The organism is Myxococcus sp. XM-1-1-1, assembly GCF_020037095.1.
Classification (GTDB): Bacteria; Myxococcota; Myxococcia; order Myxococcales; family Myxococcaceae; genus Myxococcus; species Myxococcus fulvus.
In genome coordinates, this window is sequence record NZ_JAIQDH010000017.1 from 124817 (window position 1) to 144174 (window position 19358).

Here is a 19358-nt window from a genome sequence, read left to right on the forward strand (position 1 = left end):
GCACCGGAGCAGGGCATGATTCCGGGGTGGTGACACCGCCCGACGCTCCACTCCGCCCGCTGGGTCGCAAGGCCTACGGCTCGATTCCCCACCTGCCCGGCTCGCGCACGGGTCCCGCCGACCACCACCTGAGCACCGCGCTGGCCCGCGTCTGCACCGAGCGCCTTCGCGACGAGAAGGACCGCGTCATCGTCCTGGAGAAGCTGGACGGCTCGTGTGTCGCCGCCGCGAGGCTCGGGGATGAAGTCGTCGCGCTCGGTCGCGAGGGGCGCCTCGCGGCGAGCTCCCCCAACGAGGCCCGTAGGATGTGGGCGGACTGGGTCTGCCTCCATGCCGAGCGCTTCAGGGCCGTGCTCCAACCCGGCGAGTGGATGGTCGGCGAGTGGCTCGCGCTCGCCCATGGCACCCGCTACGCGCTGCCGCACGAGCCGTTCGTCGTGTTCGACCTGATGCACCAGGGACAGCGCCTGCCGTGGGAGCAGCTCACCGCCCGAGTCGGTGCGGGCGGCTTCGTCACGCCAGGGCTCATCCACGAGGGCGGCCCGCTCGACATCGAGTCCGCCCTGGGCCGCCTCGCGTCGGGAGGCTTCCATGGGGCGGAGGACCCCGTGGAGGGCGCGGTGTGGCGCCTGGAGCGACAGGTCGGCAAGGGTGTCAGGGTGGAGCTGCTGACCAAGTATGTCCGTCGCGACAAGGTGGACGGGAGCCTCCTGCCCGAGAACACCGGGCGACCCGCCCACTGGAACTGGCGCCCGTCGGCGCCCTCTGCGCGGGAAGTGCTTCCATGAGCCGGGCCCTCTTCGTCACCGGGAACCGCTTCAAGGCCGACGAGGTCGGCCGACTGCTGGCGGGACTCGACGTCTCGCCCAGGAAGCTCGCGCTGCCCGGCCTCTCCGACGCGGAGCTCCAGGGCCCGGGCCCGTTGGACCTCGCGAGCATCGCGAAGCGCAAGGTGCTGGCGGCCTCCTCCGTGCTGGGCGCGCCATGCTTCGTGGAGACCACCGCCCTGGAGCTGGATGATGGCACCTGCTTCACCGGCGCGCGCTTCAAGAAGGAGCTGCTCGAGCGGGGCATGCAGGACTTCCTCTCCGAGCACGGTGGCCGTCGTGGGCGCACGCGCGTGGCCGTGGCCTTCAGCGAGGACGGGCATCCGGACCACGTCCGCATCTTCGAGGACGCCATCGAGGGCATGCTGCTCACCGAGCCGCGTGGCAGCGGCGGCTTCGGCTGGGACAACGCGTGGCTGCCGGATGGCTATCAGCGCACGCTCGCGGAGATGGAGCGCAACAAGTTCTTCCTCAACATGCGCCACCGGCCCTACCTGGAGCTGGCCGACCTGCTGCGCCCCGCGTCCCCGGGCGGCGCCTACGAGGCCCACCTCACCGTCTCCGCCCGCTCGGAGGAGGACCTGCGGCGCTTCCGCGCGTCCTGCGACGCGGCTTCCGTGAAGTGCATCTTCATCGAGCTGGGCCGAGGCGCCGAGCCGTTCCAACCCATGACGGCCTCGTACCACCACGGCACGCTCCGCCATGCGCTGGAGGAGGTCAGGGACATGGCGCGCGCTCTCGCCAGCGACGGCTTCGACGTGACGCGAATGAAGCTGGAGGCCCTGGGCAAGAACCGCGACATGCCGGAGGACGACGCCGCGGCGCTCGCCCAGCCGTCCAACTACTTCGAGTTCCACGTGAAGGTCCTGCTCCCCGCGCACGGCGCGGACCTGGAGGCCCTGCAGGCCCGCTGCGCGAGCCATGGTGCCCACCTGTCCCGCAACGCGCGCAAGGTGCGCGAGGACGGCGCCTCCGAGCGCTTCGTCACGCTCCGCGTCCACGGCCTGGGCAAGGTGAAGGCGGACGCGCGCTTCGACGCGCTCTTGGAGGACCTCGCGGGGCTGGGTCTGCCGCTGACGCAGCGGCTGCGCGAGTACACCGTCTACGACTCCAACCACGCGCTGGACCGGGGCTGGCTGGAGACCTCGACATGAGCCCCCTGCCCTTCCCGCTCCGCGCCAGCGCCGCCGCGCTCCGTCGGCTCGCGCGCACGTCCCAGGCCCCTCACCTCATCCTGCGGGGCGGGCTGATGATGCGACTGTGGAGCGGCCCCGTCCCGCGCCCGGTGGAGGACCTGGACTTCCTCGCGGCCTTCCCCTTCCACGAGGGCGACACGGTGGACCGGTTCGTGGACGTGCTGGGCGTGGACGTCGGAGATGGCTTCGTCTTCGGCGCCCTGCGCTCGGAGGTCATCTGGGCGGAGACACCATTCCCCGGCGTGCGCATCCACGTGGAGACGTGGCTGCCCGGCGAAGAGTCCCCTCAGCTGCTGCGCATCGACACCGGCTTCGGCGACCCGATGAATCCGCCGCCCGCCTGGTTGGACTACGCGACGGACGACGGCACCACCGCGCGCGTGCTCGCGTGTCGTCCCGAGACGTTGCTCGCGTGGAAGCTCCACGGCCTCTTCGAGCGAGGCAAGGGACGCTTCCGCCCCAAGGACCTGTTCGACGTGTACCTGCTCACGCGTCACGCGCCGCTGGAGTCCGCGCTGTTGCCCGCGGCGCTGCGGCTCGCGTTCGACTCGCGCGGAGACTCGCTGGACGTGATGGAGCGGCTGGTGTCCGGCGAGCTGGGCCAGAGTCCGTGGAGCCTGGAGAAGTGGGCGCGCTATCGGGCCAGTCAGGCCGAGGGACGCCCCGAGCGACTCTCGGAGGTGGTGACGGCGGTCTCCGTCGCCATCCGTCCGGTGTGGGCCGCGGCGCGAGCGCTTCCATCCTCGCGCCCGTGATCCGCTCGGTCGTCAATACGACGCCGTGAGTCCCCAGTGGATGCTGGAGTACGTGTCCTCGGCCACGCCTCCGTTGTCCCAGCCGATGCGCGCGCCCGGGCCACTGAAGGTATCCTTGTAATGCGACAGCTTGAAGCGCAGCTGGTAGCCGAACGGGCCCCACAGCTCGCCGGCGACGCCCAGCTCCGCCTCCCAGCCGAACGTCGACACTGACGTACCGTAGTCACTCACCTCCAGGTCCAGCGCGCCGCCCTCGTCATCGAACCCCTGGCCGGGCTTCGGGCTGATGAAGAGCTGCCCCGCGGCCTCCAGCCGCACCTGACGAAGCAGCGGCACGGAGACCTCCAGGCCCACCGCCGGGTACAAGCGATGCGTGCTGGACAGCGGACTGTCCGCGTCCTCCTCCACGTCGAACGCGCGCGTGAGCAGGCCCGCCTTCACCCCGGCGTAGCCCAGCAGCTGGCGCGACGAGCCGAAGCCGAAGAAGTAGCGGTACATCGCCTGCGCGGTGAGCACCGAGTCGGTGGCCACCACCTCACGCGTGGCGGACTGGCCCACGTCGTTGAACAGCGTCACGTTGGTGGAGGCATACCCGCGCCGGTAGCCCAGCACCGCGCCCAGGCCGCGCAACGCGGAGGGACGGCGCGCGAAGGGCAACAGCTCCAGCTCCGCGGAGATGCCCAGGTACGGCACGGAGGACTCGTAGTCGGCGCGATCGCCCACCTGCTCCTCCTCGGGCTTGCGGTCGAACTCGCCGCAGGACTTCACGCCCGGACGCGTGCAGTACTTCCGCCACGTCGTCGTGCCGCCCAGCGTGAGCCGGGCCAGCGGCGGACGCGGCGGCTCCTCGCCCACGGTGCCACCCGAGCCCGTGTCCAGCTCCACCTCGAGGAACGGGTCCGTCGTCGTGTGCGACTCGGGCTCCTCGTCCATCGGCGGAGGTCCGTCCTTCGGCTGGGGGCCGATGGCCACCATGTCGGGCGCCTTCGGAGCGGGCTTCGGGCGCTCGGGCTCCAGCGGCTTCGGGCTCTCCACGGGACGCTCCGCCACGGGCTCCAGCGGCTTCGGCGTCTCCATCGGCTTCTCGGACGGAGGCGTCGGCGTCCGGGGCGCCTCGGCGACGGGCGTCGGAGGCGTCACGGGCTCGACGGGAGCGAGCGGCTCGGACGGGGTGACGGGCTCCTCGAAGGGGCGCGTCGCGCCACTCAGCGCCTCGACCACCGCGGCCACCGCCAGCTTCACGTCCGCGGGCGCGAGCTTGCCCCGCGTCAGCTTCACGTCCTGCTCCCCCAGCACGGTGCCGCTCGCGTCCAGCACGCGCACCGTCAGGCTCGAGCCGCTCACGGTGCCCGTGACGGCCGCGTCCAGCTTCATCCTCGGCGCCACCCGGGCCAGGGGCGCGTCGGTGAACAGGGTGTTGCCCTTCAGGCCTTCCTTCTTGCCGAGGGTGGCGTACTGCTTCAGCGACGCCACCTTCACCGGCTTCGCGCGGCGCAGGGCCGACTCGAGCTGTGCCCGGACCTTCCCGCCGCGATCTCCCTCCACCGTCAACACGACGAGCTGCTTGGGGGCCTCCCTGGGCGTGGCCGTCTTCCTGGACTTCGCCTCCCGCGCCTTGGCCGGCTTCGCCTTCGCCTTGGGCGCCACCACCTGGGCGGGCACCGCGCGCTTCTTCTTGACGACCTGCGCCAGCGCTCCCGGGGAGGCCAGCGTCACCGCCGTGAAGAGCACCAGGCCCCAGCGGACCATCGCGTGTTGGGAGTTCATCATTCGGGACTGGAAGGTTCACCCAGCCCGCACGCGATGTCCAGGCTTGCCCGGCGGTCCGCTCTCAGGCGTTGAGGTGCGCCGGGGCTCCCACCACCGAGGGAGCGGACACGGGCCGCCCCTCCGACTCAGGCTCGTTCCCTTCGTCGTCGGTGGCCTGCCGCGCCGACCCGGTGGACTCCGCCACGTAGGCCGCGCGACCGATGCCCAGGAAGTCGCGACGGTAGATGCGCACCATCGCCATGAAGATGGACGCGATGAGCGGCCCCACCAGGAGCCCCATCATCCCGAACACGGCCAGACCGCCGAACATGGACAGGAAGACGAGCAGCGGGTGCAGTGCCATGCGCGAGCCGCACAGCCGGGGGCGGATGACGTTGTCGATGGTCCCCACCAGGAAGGTGCCCCACGCGAGAAGGAAGACGCCCTCGCTCACCTTGCCCATGGCGATGAACACCACGCCGATGGGGCCCCACACCAGCGCCGTGCCGCCCACGGGCACCAGCGCCACCAGCACCATGGCCGCGCCCCACACCCCCGCGTGCGGCACCCCGGCGATGAGCAACCCCACGAAGCCCACCGCGCCCTGGATGAGCGCCGTGACGGTGTTGCCGTAGACGATGGCGTACGCGACGTCGGTGAACTCGCGCGAGAAGGCCTCGAAGTAGCGGCGGTCCAACGGAATCAGCCGCGTCACCTCCGCGACGAGCCGGCGACCGTCGAGGAAGAAGTAGTACATGGCCACCGTCATCAGGAACATGTTGATGACCAGCTCCGTGCCCGCGCCCACCAGGTCCTTGAGCAGGGCCGCGCCGCCCGTCACCGCCGCCATCAGCGAGCGCTCCGTCTGCGCGCTCTCCAGGTCGAACCGGATGTAGCGACTCAGGCCGCGGGGCAGGCTGGAGGCGAACTGGTGACGCAGGTCCACCCGCTCGAGCAGGTCCTGCGCCTGGCCGACGAACTGGAACACCTCACGCGCCACCATCCACCCGACGAGGGCCAGCGGCGCGAGGATGAGGAGGAATACCGTGAGGGTGGACAACCCGGCGCACAAGGGCTTGCGGCCCCGCAGCTTCTGACACAGGTAGTCCTGCACCGGCATGAACAGGACGACCAGGAAGCCGCCCAGCAACACCGGCATCAGGAACGGCAACAGAATCCTGGAGAAGAGAATCAACGCCAGCGCAAACAGCGCCGCGAACACGTAGTTCGACCACCGCCGCGAATCAGCCACCGCCCCACCCCACCCCGCCCGACGAGCCCACTGCCCGCTTCCAACCTAGGAATCGCGCTTCCCGCCGGGAAGTCCGACATCCCCCACATGAGGACACCACCCATGACTACTGGACGTTTGACGCTGACGGGCCTCGCGGTACTGGCCACTGCCCTGGGACTCGGCGCCCCGGGCTGCGGAGACTCCGCCGCGCCGTGCACTGACTGTCCGGCGATGGAGGGCCGCTATCGCATGGCCTTCGGCGACGCGGGGGTGCCCGCCGAATGCCTCAACCTGGGTGTGGAGCTGCCGCGCAACAGGCCCCTGGACGTCACCCGCTCGGCGGACCGTCTCATCGGGAACCTGGAGGGCGTGGGACTGTTGGGGACCATCTCCGCCGAGGGCTCCTTCTCCATGGCCGGCACGGGCCCGGGACAGGACGGCGGGAGGATGGACACGCTGAGCCTCGCCGGTCGCTACACGTCCCCCGAGGGGGACGGCGGCACGGCGCGACTCGACGGGACGTTCACGGGGAACTTCTCGCGCCCGGGCGTGGAGCCGCCCCAGCGGTGCAGCTTCGTCACCCCGTTCTCGGCGACCCGGGAATAGCGCCACGGGCCGCCAACGGGGCGGACCTGCCTACTTCTTCTTCTCGGCGGCGGCCTTGGCCTCCGCCTTGTTCTTCTTGGCCCGCTTCTTCCAGGCCTGCTTGATCTTCATCTGCACGCGGCGGTGCTTGCTCTTGCTGCGGGCCATCGTTGACTCCTGTGCTCCATGACGGAGACGTGAAAAGAGGCGCTTAACTATCAGAACCTGAAGGGCTCCCGGAAGAGGAACCCTCCGGAGGGGGTCCGGAGGCCGTTTCGGGGCCAGGGGCCGCCCCCTCGGCCACCTCGGGAGCGGGGCGCGTCGGGTAGGGAATGCCCTCCGCCCCCCGGACCTGGGTGGGTCTGGCGGCGGACACCGTCACCTCCCCCTCCCGGTCCTCGTCGGTGGGCTTCTCCCGGGAGGCGGGGGCGCTGCTCTGCTGGGGGCGCTTCTTGACCGAGGCGAAGATGGGCTTGAACGCGTCCAGGAAGCGGCGGACCTCGTCCAGGGGGAGCGCCGGGCAGTGGTTGCCGTTGGCGCCCGTCATGGAGGTGGCCATGCACATGGCGTTGAGGATGGCCTCCTCGGTGGCCTCCATCACCGCCTCGTAGAGGGGGTCCAGGCGCTGATCCAGCAGCAGCTTCAGCTTGTAGACCATCTTCTGCGTGCGGCGCGGGATGATGTTCGCGGTGGAGAAGCCCACCACGATTTCGCCCGAGCCGTGCGCCGCATAGCTGCCCACCCGGCCGATGCCCAGGCCCACGCGCTTGCACAGGCGGTTGATCTGATGGCTGAGCAGCGGCGCGTCCGTGGCCACCACCGCGATGATGGAGCCGTAGGTGGTGCCGCGCTTGGGAGCGCCCTTGAACTTCTCCGCCAGCACCTCGCCCATGGGCAGGCCGCCCACGCGCAGGTTGTGCATCTTCCCGAAGTTGGACATCACCAGCACGCCCAGCGTGTAGCCGCCCAGCACCTCCGGCAGCTTGCGGGACGACGTGCCGATGCCGCCCTTGAAGTCGCACGTCACCATGCCGGTGCCGCCGCCCACGTTGCCCTCGGCCACCGGGCCGGACGCCGCGTTGCGGATGGCCTCGAAGACGTGCTCCTCGCGCACGTGCCGGCCGGAGATGTCGTTGAGCCACGAGTCGTCGCACTCGCCGACGACGGGGATGATGACGTCGTGCTCGTCGCCGATGCCCGGGTAGCGCTCCACCAGGTGGCGGGCCACGCCGTCGGACACCGCGCCCACCGCCATGGTGTTGGTGAGCAGGATGGGCGTCTCGATGAGGCCCCACTCCATGAGCTGCGTCATGCCGGAGACCTCGCCCGCGCCGTTGAGCACGAAGCCGCCTCCCGTCATCCGCTCCATGAAGATGTTGCCCTTGTTGGGCATGATGGCCGTCACGCCCGTGCGCACCGGGCCGTGCCCCGGCCTCAGCGGACCGTCGCCCTGGATGAGCGTGCAGTGGCCGACGAGCACGCCCTCCACGTCGGTGATGGCGTTGTATTTGCCGGGCTTGAACCGGCCCAACGGAAGTCCCAGCTCGCGGGCGCGAACCCGCGGTCCCATGTACTCGGGGATGTGCACCATGCCGGGCACACTAGCGGACCATCACCCACCGTCAACCACTCCGACCGCGTAATATCTTCAGGCGCTCGAAAGGCCCTCCTCGGAGGGCCCCTCGAGGCCGCGCATCACGCCTTGGCTTCGATGCGCGGCACGCCGTCCGTCGACGCGGGCGCGGTGCTGGCATCATTCACGGGAGTGTTCGAGCCATTCGGCGCAGCGCTGCTCCCGGGCGCGACCGGAGCCGAGGTGGCGACAGACGCGGCGTGCTCGTCGAGCGCGGGGCCCTTGTGCAGCCCTGGCTGCACGACGGGATGCGGGTGCTCGCTGGCGGCGCGGCGCGACGCGCGCTCCTTGTAGCGGCGGATGGCGGGGGCCATGATCTCACCGATGAGCGCGCGGTAGTCCATGCCCGCGCCCTGCGCGATGAGCACCAGGTCGCTCCACCCGGGAGTGAGGCCAGGCAGCGGGTTGCACTCGATGAAGTAGATGCGCCCCTTGTCGTCCATGCGGAAGTCGATGCGCGCGACGTCGCGGCATCCCAGCGCCATGAACGAGCTGCGCGCGGCCGTGCGCAGCTTCTCCAGCAGCGCGGGCTCCAGCTTGGCCGGCGCGTCGTAGCGGATGCGGTCCGTCCAATCCAGCTTGTGCTGGAAGCTGTACACGGGGTTCTTCTCCCCCTTGTCCAGGAAGACGATCTCCATGGGCGGCAGCACGCGCGGGCGCCGCTCGCCGAGCAGGCCCACCGTGAACTCTCGCCCGCCGATGTACTCCTCGATGAGCGCGGGCTGCTGGTACTTGCTGGCGATCTCCCGCACCACCTCGCGCAGCTCCGCCTCGCTGTGGCAGACGCTCTTGGTGACGACGCCCTTGGAGCTGCCCTCCGCCACCGGCTTCACGATGAGCGGGAAGGTGGTGAACTCCTTGTTGAGCCGCTCCTTGCCCGTGGCCATCAGCTGGAAGTTGGGCGTGAGGATGCCCGCCTGACGGACGATCTTCTTCGCCAGCGCCTTGTCCAACGCAATGGAGAGCGTGGCCGGATCGCTGCCCGTGTATGGGATGTCCAGGAGCTCCAGCATGGCCGGCACCTGGCTCTCGCGGTTGCGGCCCTTGAAGCCCTCGGCGATGTTGAAGACGATGTCCAGCGGCGTGCTCGACAGCACCGTGGGCAGCTCCGCGGTGGCCTCCAGGTCGATGACCTCGTGGCCCCAGGACGCGATCGCCTCGCGGATGGCCTGCAGCGTGTTGGGCGAGTCGTACTCGGCCTCGCTGTCCTCCACCGCCTCGCCGTGGGCGCTCGGCTTGACGCGCTTGACGTTGTACGTGAAGCCGACGCGCAAGGGCCCCGTCTTGCGCGCGGGCTTGCCCTGGCGCCGGGAGGAGTCCTTGATCTTGTAGCGCTTGGCCGCGCTCTGGATGATGGAGTTGATGACCCCGTCCAGGTGCAGGCCGTCGAGCTCCGCGGAGGCGTAGATGCCCGCGCCCGGCTCCAGGCTGGGCAGCGCGTTGATCTCCAGGAAGTACGGCACGCCCGCGTCGCTCAGGCGGAAGTCGATGCGGCCCAGATCCCGGCAGTCGAGCGCCTGGTAGATCTTCTGCGCCATCTTCCGCACGTCCTCGGCGGTGCGCGCCGGGATGCGCGCGGGCGCGAGCACCGAGACGGCGCTCTCCTTCTTCGTCTTCAGCTCGTAGTCGTAGATGGCGTAGCGCCGGCCCGCCGTCACCGCCGGGTCCACCACGTACTCCACGGGCGTGAGCACGCCGTCGTAGTCGTTGTCCACCGCGGCCAGGAACGGCACCGTCAGATCACGCCCCGGGATGTACTCCTCCACCAGCACGCCGGCGGGGTACTTCTCCAGCGCGGCGGACACCTTGGCGCGCACCTCGTCCAGCGTCTCCGCGATGGAGTCCTGGGTGATGCCCTTGGAGGAGCCCTCGAAGTTGGGCTTCACGATGACGGGGAAGCGCAGGTTCTCCGCGGTCAGCTCGCTGAGCTTCTCCACGTACTGCCAGCCCGGGGTGCGGATGCCCTGCTTGGACAACACGAGCTTGGTGAGCTGCTTGTCCAGCGTCACCGCCAGCGCGTACGCGTCCGAGCCCGTGTACGGGAAGCCCAGCTCGTCGAAGAGCGCGGGATAGAACGCCTCGCGGAAGCGGCCGCGGCGGCCCTCGGCGGTGTTGAAGATGAGGTCGGGGCTGTACGCCTCCAGCCGCGCCACGGTGCGCGAGGCGGGACCGCTGACCTCGAAGCGCTCCAGCCGGTGGCCCAGCCGCTCGATGGCCGCCGCCAGCGCGTTGACCGTCTCCTGGGTGTCGAACTCCGCTTCTTCTTCCGAATCAGACAACCTGAGATTGTGGGTCAGCGCGATGCGCACGGTAGCCCCCTTCTCTTCTTGAGCGAGCGACCGCGGCGCACCTTCGCCGCGGACATGAGTCTGCCCGGCGCGCGCTGATGCGCCACCGGGTCGCGGGCTGCAACGGTTGCGCCCGCCACAACCTTCCCGTCCACCACCTGCGTCTGCGCCCAGGTGTCGCCGAGCCGCCAGCCGAGCGGATCCCTCACCACGCGCCACGCCTCGATGCCGCCGATGACGACCAGCCCCGCCACCGCGGCCACCGGCCCCAGCGGCTCCGGCATCATCCCCAACAAGACGATGAGCGACAGCGGCGCGTTGCGCAGCGTGCTGTCGCGGTGTCGCGCCGCCGAGCGCGTGGGCAGGTGCATCACCTTCACGCCGAAGATGCGCTTGCCCACGCTCTGGCCCTGGATCATCCCGTCCGCGAGCAGGAGGAACAGCAGCGCGACGACGGAGCCCGCGCGGCCGCACACGACATACAGGCCCCACGCCACCGCCACGTCCACCGCGCGCGCGCCAAGGCGCAGCCACAGCGACGCCTTCGGGTACGGCGAGCCCGGCTCGCTGTCCTCGACGACGAGCCTCAACGCGCGGCCACCGCCACGGCTGGCCGCCATCAGGATGCGCTCTGGGGGCGCGCTCACTCCTCGGGCTCCAACGTGAGACCCTCCTCGGGTGGCTCCGGCTCGTCCAACCCCGCCAGCCGCGCCAGCCGCTCATGCGCGCTCAAGGGATGGAACGGAGGATGGGAACCCTCGCCCGGCGTCCACGCATTCCCCGCCGACGTCGACCCCGACTCGGACAGGCGCAAGAGCTTCGCCCGCGCGGCGTCCTCGTCCGGCGCCGCCGCCACGCCTTCCCGGGTGAAGAAGATGAACGCCATGGCCGGCCGCTTGGAGGACTCGCGCATCGCGAACTGCACGCCGTCCAGGTTCCAGCCCTTCGCCGTCCACTCGTTCAGGGTGCGCTCCAGCGCCCCCTCGTCCACCGTGGACAGCTCGACCACTTTGTACTGCAACGAAGCCCCGGTACGAATCACGGGGGCGCGCCGGGTGCCGGAGCGCTTCGGCTTCGCCGGACCGCGCCGACGTTGGGGCGGGGGCTTCTCCGACTTGCGTCTGGGACGCTTCTTCTTGGTGGGCATCGTGCGCCGGCTATTTGGACGCAACGCCCGCGGCGGATCAAGCGCAACCCGCGCGCGGGCCCTGGTGGTGTTGGCTACAGGAGCTTCGCGGCTTCCAGCGCGTGGTAGGTGATGATGAGGTCGGCGCCCGCGCGCTTGATGCCGGTGAGCGTCTCCAGCATCACCCGTTCGTAGTCAATCCAACCATTCTGGCCGGCGGCCTTGAGCATGGCGTACTCGCCGGAGACGTTGTAGGCGGCCAGCGGCAGGTCGAAGCGCTCGCGCACGGCGCGGATGACGTCCAGGTAGGCCAGGGCGGGCTTCACCATCAGCATGTCGGCGCCCTCCTCCACGTCCAGCGCGGCCTCCTTGAGCGCCTCGCGCACGTTGCCCGGGTCCATCTGGTAGCCGCGGCGGTCTCCAGACTTGGGCGTGCTCTGGGCGGCCTCGCGGAAGGGGCCGTAGTAGCCGGAGGCGTACTTCACCGCGTAGGACATGATGGGGACGTCGATGAGGCGCACCTCGTCCAGCGCCTTGCGGATGGCGCCCACGCGGCCGTCCATCATGTCCGAGGGGGCGATGATGTCCGCGCCCGCCTGGGCGCAGGTGACGGCCATCTGCGCGAGCAGCGGCAGTGTGGCGTCGTTGACCACGTGGCCGTCCTCCAGCACCCCGCAGTGGCCGTGGTCCGTGTACTCGCACAGGCACACGTCCGCGATGACCTGGAGGTCGGGCTCGGCCGCCTTGATTTCACGAATGGCGCGCTGGACGATTCCGTCGCGCGCGTAGCCCTGGGTGCCCTGAGCGTCCTTGTGGTCGGGGATGCCGAAGAGGATGACCGAGGGGACGCCCAGGGACTTCGCCAGGCGGGCCTCGGCCACGGCGTGCTCGAGCGAGAGGTTGAAGATGCCCGGCATGGAGGCGATGGGACGGCGCACGTCCCGGCCCTCCACGACGAAGAGGGGGTAGATGAAGTTCCCCGGGTCGAGGCGCGTCTCGCGCACCATCTCGCGCAGGACGGGCGAACGACGGAGGCGGCGGGGGCGGTGGACGGGATGGGCCATGGTGCTCGCCGGTATAAACCGGCGCGCCCACGCCTTCATCGTTTCCGTCCGGGCGCCCGCCCGCTCACCCTGCGACGAGCCTCCAGCTGTGCTGATGACGCCGGCCTTCCCGGGCGTGGCGCTGGGCGCGGGCCTCCGCGAGGTCCGCCTCGTGCAGCGCCCGGGCGTAGCGCACGCGCGCCGCCTCCCCGCCGGACGCCAGCTCCTGCTCGGCGGCCGCCAGCTCCCGACGGGCCTCTTCACGCTGCTGCTCGACGCGTTCCGCGTACGTCATCCACTTCCTCCTGCCTTGGGGTGTGCCGGCGGGGATTGCACGGGACGGACCAGCGGAGGGCCACATCGCAAGGGGGCGAAACGACGAGGTGTCGCGGCGCGGCAGCGACCTCGGGCGTGCGAAACCGATTTCCCAGGGCCGCGAAAACGAGGTCGCGGGGATTCGAAGCGGGTGCACGGCCGCACGCCCCTCCCCCGGAGGACCGACACAGGCAATCGCCGCACGGCTGGCTCGTCTACAGTTTCGACCGTGACATCCCAGACGCCCGCCATCGAAGTGACGAACCTGCGCAAGACGTACCAGCGCGCCTTCCGCAGGACGGGGAACATCGCCCTGCGGGGCATGGACCTGTCGGTTCCCCAAGGAAGTGCCTTCGGCCTCATCGGCCCCAACGGCGCGGGGAAGACGACGTTCATCAAGAGCCTGCTCGGCATCGTCCAGCCCACCGAGGGCACCGTGCGCGTCCTGGGCGGCACGCCCGAGGATGCCCGCATCCGCGCGCGCATCGGCTACCTGCCCGAGCGCCTGCACCTGCCCGGCTCGTGGACGCCCACCGCGTTCCTCGCGACGGTGCGCCAGCTCAAGGGCCTGAAGCCGGACGCGCCGGGCCACCTGAAGCTGCTCGAGCGCGTGGGCCTCTCGGACGCCGTGGGCCGGAAGATTGGTGGGTACTCCAAGGGCATGCGTCAGCGCTTGGGGCTGGCGGCGGCGCTCGTGGGGGAGCCGGAGCTGCTCATCCTGGACGAGCCCACGGACGGCATCGACCCGATGGGGCGCATGGAGGTGCGGCGCATCCTCCAGGAGGAGGTCCGGCGCGGCACGACGCTCTTCCTGAACTCGCACCTCTTGGCGGAGACGGAGCGCGTGTGCGATCGCGTGGCCATCCTCGCGGACGGCCGCGTGGTGCGCGAGGGGCGGCTGGAGGAGCTGGTGCGCGGCGGCTCGCGGTGGGTGGTGCGCTTCGCGCCGGGCACGAGCGCCGAGGCGCTGGCCGTCGCGGGCTTCACCCAGGCGCGGGCGGACGGCGTGTACCACGTGGAGGCCGAGGACCCGGCGGCGCTCAACGGCGCGCTGGACCGGGCGCGGGCCACCGGGGCGTTGCTGGTCGAGCTGCGGCGGGACGGGATGGATCTGGAGTCGGTGCTGCTGGGGACGATGGGCGCCGGCGCGGGGCGGGCGGAGGTGGCGGCATGAGGCCGGTGGTGGGAATCGCGGGTTACGTGCTGCGCGAGGCGGTGTCGCGCAAGTTCATCCTCGCCTTCATGGTGGGCATCACCCTGGTGCTGGCGGTGGTGGCGCTGAGCCTGAGGCTGGAGGTCATCGACGGGGCGCTGGCGGCGTCGCGGCTGTTCGGTCAGGACATCCGCGCGAACATCCAGTCCGTCGACGTGGCGTTGCGGCCGGTGTACCAGGCGGCGGCGTTCATCGTGTTCTACGGGGGCATCCTGTTCGGCATCGTCGCGTGCTCGGACTTCGCGCCCAGCCTGATGTCGCCGGGGAGAATCGAGCACCTGCTCGCGCTGCCCATCCAGCGCTGGCACCTGCTCGCGGGGACGTTCCTGGGGGTGATGACGCTGGCGCTGGGCGGGACGCTGTATGGCACCACGGGGCTGGTGCTCATCTTCGGGGTGAAGGCGGGGTACTGGACGGTGGGGCCGCTCGTCGCGGGGTTGATGGCGTGCGTGGGCTTCGCGGCGGTGTACGCGGTGATGTTGACCACGGCGACGCTGGTGCGCAGCGCGGCCTTGTGCGCGGCGGCGGGCTTCGCCTTCATGGTGGGCGGCATCATCGCGGGCAACCGGCAGCAGATCGCCCGGTTCTTCGAGGAGGGGCTGAGCCGCGACGCGTTCCTGGGGGTGACGCTGCTGCTCCCCCGGCTGTCCGCGCTGGCGGAGGCCGCCGGGGACCTGGCCGCGTCGCTGCCCCTGGAGGTGAGCTCGCTGGGGACGCTGCTGCTGGGCGTCTTCGTCTTCGGGATGGCGGCGCTGGTGGTGGGATTCTGGCGGTTCGAGGGAAAGGACTACTGAGATGGAGAGGCGCCAGAAGCGAGGGGCGTGGTTGGCGATGGCGGCGCTGCTGTTCGTGGCCGCGGCGGTGTTGATGTTCCTGGGTCAGGGCGACAAGACCGAGACCGAGGAGCCCAAGGTGGAGTTCCCCCGACGGATGCGCGCGCCGGAGCGTGAGCGCGCGGAGCGGCGCAGGACGCAGCCGACGCCCGTCGCGCCGGACGCGGGCGAGCAGGCCGCGGTGCCCGCGAAGCCGAGGGATCCACTGCTCGCGGCGCTGCCCCGGGGTCCGGGCAAGACGGCGGTGGTCATCGAGGCCAACGCGCTGAGGCACTCGCCCATCGGCGCGCTGCTGCTGGACTGCATGATGCGCGACGGCGGCAAGCAGTTGGAGCAGTTCCGCCAGAAGAGCGGCGTGGATCCGCTCCAGGACCTGGACCGGCTGGTCATCACCGACGAGGGGATGATGCTGTCGGGCAACTTCAGCAACGCGCGCTACCAGGAGCTGTTGGGCGACCGCGTGTCCGCGGACTACGGCCAGGGCGCGCGCGTGTACGAGCCGGGCGAGTCCACCGACACGCTGAAGGACGGCACCACCGTCACGCGACGGGGTGGGCCCTCCATCGGGACGTGGAACAACCAGCTGCTCGTCATGGGCAGGTCCCCCGACGAGGTGAAGGCCGCCATCGACCGCGTCGAGGGGCGCGGGCCGGACGAGCCGCCCGCCATCTCCGAGAACAGCACGTACGGAGAGATGTACGGTGTGCTGTCCGTGGAGCACATCGCCCGGCTGCTGCCGAAGGAGCAGGCGGCGCTCGCGCAACGGCTGCGTGACGTGGCCCAGAACGTGGAACTGCACCTGGACGCCAGCTCGGACGTGGCGCTGGTGGCGGAGATCCAGGGCGCCAACGCGGACGACGTGACGGACCTGGGCAAGTCCCTCGGCGCCGCGCTGTCACTGGCGCGCATCAAGGCCCAGGCGGGCGAGGACAAGGACCTGGCCCAGCTGCTCGACTTCGCCAAGGTGAAGCCGGATGGCAACTCCTTCACCCTGGAGATGGCCGTCCCCCTGGCCGTCATCCAGGAGCGGCTGGCCTTCTGCAAGGAGGAGCGCCGCGCCGCCGAGGCCGCGGCCCCCACCGGGAGCGAGGCCAAGGTGGGGGTCGAGCAGGCCCCAGCGCCCTGATCCACGGCCGGACGCCCGGTGGGTGCATGCTCTCCGAGCGTCCGGAGGGCCGAGCGCCATGGCCAAGTCGCGGGGATCTCTGCGACACTCTCGCGCCGTAAGGCCTGTCTCACCCCCCTCGAGACAGTCCCCCGACGAGAGAACCGATTGATGATTTCACGTGTGTCGAGGGTCGCCCCGTTGCTGTTCGGCTCGGGGCTCTGCGCCCTTGTCTACCAGACGGTGTGGCTGCGGGAGTTCCGTCTCATCTTCGGCGCCAGCACCGCGGCGTCGGCGGCCGTGCTGGCCATCTTCATGGCGGGGCTGGGACTGGGCGGTGTGCTCCTCGGCGCGCGCGCGGACCGGAACCCACGCCCGCTGAACTACTACGCCAACCTGGAGCTGCTCATCGCGGCCAGCGCGGGCCTGAGCCCGTTCCTGGTGGAGCTGGCGCGCGCGGCCTACATCGGCGTCGGCGGCACGCCCAGCCTGGGGCTCTTCGGCGGCAGCGTGGCGCGGCTGGTGCTCTCCACGCTCGTGCTCGCCGTGCCGACGGTGCTGATGGGCGGCACGCTGCCGGCCGCCGCGCGCGCGGTGCAGTCGGATGAGGACCCCGCGCGTCGACACCTCGCCATCCTCTACGGCGTCAACACGCTGGGCGCCGTCACCGGCGCGACGCTGTCCACCTTCTTCATGCTGGAGGTGTACGGCAACCGCACCACGCTGTGGATCGCCTGCCTCCTCAACGCGGCCGTCGCCATCTGCGCGCGCAGCGTGAGCCGCTCCATGGAGCCGGAGGCCGCGACGGCGAAGCCCCAGGCCGCGTCCGAGCCCTCCGCCGTCGCGCAGGAGCCCGCGGCTCCGCTCGCGACGCCGTCCGCCCAGGCCACGCCCACCTCCCGCTTCGCCCTGGTGGCGGCGTTGCTCGTGGGCTTCGCGTTCCTGCTGATGGAGCTCGTGTGGTACCGGATGCTGGGCCCCATCCTGGGTGGCAGCACCTTCACCTTCGGCCTCATCCTCGCCATGGCCCTGCTGGGCATCGGCCTGGGTGGCGCGGCCTACTCGTTCTTCTTCCGCCACCGGCCGGCCACGTTGTCGGGCTTCGCCCTGACGTGCGCCGCGGAGGCCGCGTTCATCGCCCTGCCCTTCGCGCTCGGAGACCGGCTCGCCGTCTTCGCCGCGCTGCTGCGCCCGCTGGGCGGAGTCGGCTTCGGCGGGATGATGCTGGCCTGGGCCCTGGTGGCCTCGGTGGTCATCCTGCCCGCGGCGTTCATCTCCGGCGTCCAGTTCCCGCTGCTGCTCGCGCTCGTGGGCAAGGGCAGCAAGGACGTGGGCAAGCAGGTGGGCCAGATCTACGCCTGGAACACGGTGGGCTCCATCGTGGGCTCGCTGGCGGGTGGCTTCGGGGTGATTCCGCTGATGACGGCGCCCGTCACCTGGCAGCTCGTCGCGGGGCTGCTCGCCGTGCTGGGGCTCGCGTCGGCCGCGCTGTCGATGAAGGTGGAGCAGCGGATGTCCGCGCTGTTCGTGCCGGCTTCCGTCGGAGCGCTCGCGCTGGTGCTGCTGTCGGCCCAGGGCCCCTCGGCGGTGTGGCGACACGGCGGCGTGGGCGCCGGACGCGACATGCTCAACCAGTCGAGCATCAACCACATCGAGGCCTGGGAGCGGAACCGTGCCCGCGGCATGGTCTGGGAGAAGGACGGAGTGGAGAGCAGCGTCGCGCTCAACTCGAGCGTCGGCCTGTCCTTCATCGTCAACGGAAAGACGGACGGCAACACCATCGGCGACGCGCCGACCCAGGTGATGAGCGGCCTGCTCGGCGCGCTGCTCCACGAGGACCCCAAGAACTCGCTCGTCATCGGCCTGGGCACTGGCAGCACGGCGGGCTGGCTGGGCGCCATTCCCGGCATGGAGCGGGTGGACGTGGTGGAGATCGAATCCGCCATCCTGGAGGTCGCCCGGCAGTGCTCCGCCGTCAACCAGAACGTGATGGACAACCCGAAGGTCCACACCTTCGTCGCCGACGCGCGCGAGGTGCTGCTGACCACGCGGCAGCGCTACGACATCATCTTCTCCGAGCCCTCCAACCCGTACCGCGCGGGCATCGCCAGCCTCTTCACGCGCGACTTCTACCAGGCCGTGAAGCAGCGGATGGCGGATGGCGGCATCTTCGTGCAGTGGCTGCAGGCTTACGAGGTCGACGCGCTCACCGTGCAGAGCGCCTTCGCCACGATCGCCTCGGAGTTCGAGTCCGTGGAGACGTGGCAGGTCCACACCGGAGACCTGTTGCTCGTGGCGACGCACAAGCCCCTGGTCCATGACGTGGACAAGCTGCGGGCGCGCATCGCCGAGGTGCCCTACCGCGACGCGCTGCGCACCACCTGGCGCACGGACGAGGTGGAGGGCGTGCTCGCGCGCTTCGTGGCGGGCCCCGACTTCACCGCGAAGGTGGCGGAGCAGAGCCAGGAGTTCATCAACACGGATGACGTGTCGTTCATGGAGTTCGCCTTCGCCCGCAGCCTGGGACGCGACACCGGCTTCTCCATCCAGACGCTGCGGGAAGTCGCGAACGCGCTCGGCATGGGCCGCCCCGCCATCCGGGGGCAGGTGGACTGGAACCGGGTGACGCTCAACCGCGCGTGGAGCGCGATTCCGCTCTCGAACGAGGAGCGGCTCGGCGCCCCCGTGCAGGCAGTGGCCCCGACCATCGACGCCTACTACCGCAAGCAGTGGCCCGCCATCCGCGCACGCTGGCAGAAGGAGCCCTGGGAGCCTCGTGGCCCCCGAGAGCAGCTCGCGCTCACCCACGCTCTCGCGAACCAGGGCGATGACGCGGCCCTCAAGTACCTGGAGCCACTGCGCGCGACGCTGCCGGTGGAGGCGGACCTGCTGGAGGGGCTGCTGCGACTGCGCCAGCGCAAGATTCCGGAGGCCGCCGCGCTGTTCGAGCGAGGCTTCATCGCCCACCGGACGAATCCCTGGCCCGACCGCGACGTGGTCTCCGCCATCCTTCCCCAGCTGCACATCATCGCCCGCGCGGACAAGGCGCTCGGCCGCAGGCTGGTGGACGTCCTCGCCCAGCCGTTCGCCTCCCACGCGCTGACGATGGCGCGCGAGGAGACGCGCATCGAGCTGGCCCACGTGGTGGACTGGCTGGGCCTGTGCGTCTCCGTCCTGGAGCCGGTGGAGCCCAACACCGTCTGGGACAGCAAGCAGCTGGATGACCGCCGACGCTGCTACGAACACCACAAGCATGCCCTGGCGGAGCGGGCCAGCACCGAGTTGGAGCGCCTGCTCGCCAACGCTCCCTCCGTGTTCATGGCGGAGACGGTCGAATCGCTCCCGACCGCGCGCCCGACCGCCCCCGCCATGCCCGCGGCGCCCACCGCCCCGGGTCAGGCCACCGAGACGGCGCCGTAGCACGGACGCACCGAGGGCGGCCCACACCGGGCCGCC

General features: G+C 70.7%; 17 protein-coding genes. 8 read left to right on the forward strand and 9 right to left on the reverse strand.

Annotation, left to right across the window (positions count from 1 at the left end; all coding sequences use genetic code 11):
* The first annotated feature begins 29 nt into the window (after positions 1-29).
* Genes K8640_RS28590 through K8640_RS28600 form a run of 3 tightly spaced genes read left to right on the forward strand, consistent with a single transcriptional unit; the run spans position 30 to position 2778 of the window.
* On the forward strand, positions 30-788 hold the full coding sequence (locus K8640_RS28590) for an RNA ligase family protein (RefSeq protein ID WP_223749952.1): 759 nt from the start codon (positions 30-32) through the stop codon (positions 786-788).
* On the forward strand, positions 785-1981 hold the full coding sequence (locus tag K8640_RS28595) for a non-canonical purine NTP pyrophosphatase (RefSeq protein WP_223749953.1): 1197 nt from the start codon (positions 785-787) through the stop codon (positions 1979-1981). The genes K8640_RS28590 and K8640_RS28595 overlap by 4 nt, the downstream gene beginning before the upstream one ends.
* Complete coding sequence (locus K8640_RS28600; RefSeq protein ID WP_223749954.1) at positions 1978-2778, forward strand: nucleotidyl transferase AbiEii/AbiGii toxin family protein; 801 nt, start codon at positions 1978-1980, stop codon at positions 2776-2778. The genes K8640_RS28595 and K8640_RS28600 overlap by 4 nt, the downstream gene beginning before the upstream one ends.
* Positions 2779-2790: 12 nt before the next feature.
* Here K8640_RS28600 and K8640_RS28605 read toward each other — a convergent pair whose 3' ends face one another.
* Both K8640_RS28605 and K8640_RS28610 read right to left on the reverse strand, forming a co-directional pair.
* Positions 2791-4548, reverse strand: a complete 1758-nt coding sequence (locus K8640_RS28605) for a hypothetical protein (RefSeq protein WP_223749955.1) — start codon at positions 4546-4548, stop codon at positions 2791-2793.
* Positions 4549-4609: 61 nt separating this feature from the next.
* Positions 4610-5779, reverse strand: coding sequence for an AI-2E family transporter (locus K8640_RS28610; RefSeq protein WP_223749956.1), 1170 nt, complete (start codon positions 5777-5779; stop codon positions 4610-4612).
* Positions 5780-5881: 102 nt separating this feature from the next.
* On the opposite strand from K8640_RS28610, the gene K8640_RS28615 reads away from it, so the two are divergent.
* On the forward strand, positions 5882-6367 hold the full coding sequence (locus K8640_RS28615; protein WP_223749957.1) for a hypothetical protein: 486 nt from the start codon (positions 5882-5884) through the stop codon (positions 6365-6367).
* 30 nt (positions 6368-6397) lie between these two features.
* Here K8640_RS28615 and K8640_RS28620 read toward each other — a convergent pair whose 3' ends face one another.
* The 7 genes from K8640_RS28620 to K8640_RS28650 all read right to left on the reverse strand — a co-directional run bounded on the left by K8640_RS28620 (position 6398) and on the right by K8640_RS28650 (position 12731).
* On the reverse strand, positions 6398-6514 hold the full coding sequence (locus K8640_RS28620) for a hypothetical protein (RefSeq protein ID WP_046713536.1): 117 nt from the start codon (positions 6512-6514) through the stop codon (positions 6398-6400).
* Between the two features lie 43 nt (positions 6515-6557).
* A complete protein-coding gene (locus K8640_RS28625) occupies positions 6558-7937 on the reverse strand; it encodes a P1 family peptidase (RefSeq protein ID WP_223749958.1) in 1380 nt (459 codons plus the stop codon).
* Between the two features lie 104 nt (positions 7938-8041).
* On the reverse strand, positions 8042-10288 hold the full coding sequence (locus tag K8640_RS28630; RefSeq protein WP_223749959.1) for an ATP-grasp domain-containing protein: 2247 nt from the start codon (positions 10286-10288) through the stop codon (positions 8042-8044).
* The gene (locus tag K8640_RS28635) at positions 10273-10887 is read right to left on the reverse strand and encodes an RDD family protein (protein ID WP_223750038.1); all 615 of its coding nucleotides are present in this window, start codon (positions 10885-10887) and stop codon (positions 10273-10275) included. The genes K8640_RS28630 and K8640_RS28635 overlap by 16 nt, the downstream gene beginning before the upstream one ends.
* A 23-nt stretch (positions 10888-10910) precedes the next feature.
* Positions 10911-11414 (reverse strand): hypothetical protein, encoded by a 504-nt coding sequence (locus tag K8640_RS28640; protein WP_223749960.1) that lies wholly within the window; start codon positions 11412-11414, stop codon positions 10911-10913.
* Positions 11415-11488: 74 nt separating this feature from the next.
* Entirely contained in the window at positions 11489-12457 is a 969-nt protein-coding gene (gene hemB / locus K8640_RS28645) for a porphobilinogen synthase (RefSeq protein WP_223749961.1), read from the reverse strand.
* A gap of 64 nt (positions 12458-12521) precedes the next feature.
* Complete coding sequence (locus K8640_RS28650; RefSeq protein WP_141331311.1) at positions 12522-12731, reverse strand: hypothetical protein; 210 nt, start codon at positions 12729-12731, stop codon at positions 12522-12524.
* A 249-nt stretch (positions 12732-12980) separates the two neighbouring features.
* On the opposite strand from K8640_RS28650, the gene K8640_RS28655 reads away from it, so the two are divergent.
* The 4 genes from K8640_RS28655 (at position 12981) to K8640_RS28670 (ending at position 19322) form a co-directional block, all read left to right on the forward strand.
* Positions 12981-13925 (forward strand): ABC transporter ATP-binding protein, encoded by a 945-nt coding sequence (locus tag K8640_RS28655; protein WP_223749962.1) that lies wholly within the window; start codon positions 12981-12983, stop codon positions 13923-13925.
* Positions 13922-14758 (forward strand): hypothetical protein, encoded by an 837-nt coding sequence (locus K8640_RS28660; protein ID WP_046713530.1) that lies wholly within the window; start codon positions 13922-13924, stop codon positions 14756-14758. Before K8640_RS28655 ends, K8640_RS28660 begins: the two co-directional genes overlap by 4 nt.
* Before the next feature lies 1 nt (position 14759).
* Positions 14760-15923, forward strand: coding sequence for a hypothetical protein (locus K8640_RS28665; RefSeq protein ID WP_223749963.1), 1164 nt, complete (start codon positions 14760-14762; stop codon positions 15921-15923).
* Between the two features lie 150 nt (positions 15924-16073).
* Positions 16074-19322: a fused MFS/spermidine synthase gene (locus K8640_RS28670; RefSeq protein ID WP_223749964.1), complete on the forward strand. Its 3249-nt coding sequence runs from the start codon at positions 16074-16076 to the stop codon at positions 19320-19322.
* The last annotated feature ends 36 nt before the right edge of the window (positions 19323-19358 follow it).

Excerpts from the sequence above, each read along its gene's own strand:
- K8640_RS28595 (WP_223749953.1), top strand. The coding sequence starts at position 785 with ATGAGCCGGGCCCTCTTCGTCACCGGGAACCGCTTCAAGGCCGACGAG.
- K8640_RS28600 (WP_223749954.1), top strand. The coding sequence starts at position 1,978 with ATGAGCCCCCTGCCCTTCCCGCTCCGCGCCAGCGCCGCCGCGCTCCGT.
- K8640_RS28605 (WP_223749955.1), bottom strand. The coding sequence starts at position 4,548 with ATGATGAACTCCCAACACGCGATGGTCCGCTGGGGCCTGGTGCTCTTC.
- K8640_RS28615 (WP_223749957.1), top strand. The coding sequence starts at position 5,882 with ATGACTACTGGACGTTTGACGCTGACGGGCCTCGCGGTACTGGCCACT.
- K8640_RS28620 (WP_046713536.1), bottom strand. The coding sequence starts at position 6,514 with ATGGCCCGCAGCAAGAGCAAGCACCGCCGCGTGCAGATGAAGATCAAG.
- K8640_RS28625 (WP_223749958.1), bottom strand. The coding sequence starts at position 7,937 with ATGGTGCACATCCCCGAGTACATGGGACCGCGGGTTCGCGCCCGCGAG.
- K8640_RS28635 (WP_223750038.1), bottom strand. The coding sequence starts at position 10,887 with ATGGCGGCCAGCCGTGGCGGTGGCCGCGCGTTGAGGCTCGTCGTCGAG.
- K8640_RS28640 (WP_223749960.1), bottom strand. The coding sequence starts at position 11,414 with ATGCCCACCAAGAAGAAGCGTCCCAGACGCAAGTCGGAGAAGCCCCCG.
- hemB (WP_223749961.1), bottom strand. The coding sequence starts at position 12,457 with ATGGCCCATCCCGTCCACCGCCCCCGCCGCCTCCGTCGTTCGCCCGTC.
- K8640_RS28650 (WP_141331311.1), bottom strand. The coding sequence starts at position 12,731 with ATGACGTACGCGGAACGCGTCGAGCAGCAGCGTGAAGAGGCCCGTCGG.
- K8640_RS28660 (WP_046713530.1), top strand. The coding sequence starts at position 13,922 with ATGAGGCCGGTGGTGGGAATCGCGGGTTACGTGCTGCGCGAGGCGGTG.
- K8640_RS28665 (WP_223749963.1), top strand. The coding sequence starts at position 14,760 with ATGGAGAGGCGCCAGAAGCGAGGGGCGTGGTTGGCGATGGCGGCGCTG.
- K8640_RS28670 (WP_223749964.1), top strand. The coding sequence starts at position 16,074 with ATGATTTCACGTGTGTCGAGGGTCGCCCCGTTGCTGTTCGGCTCGGGG.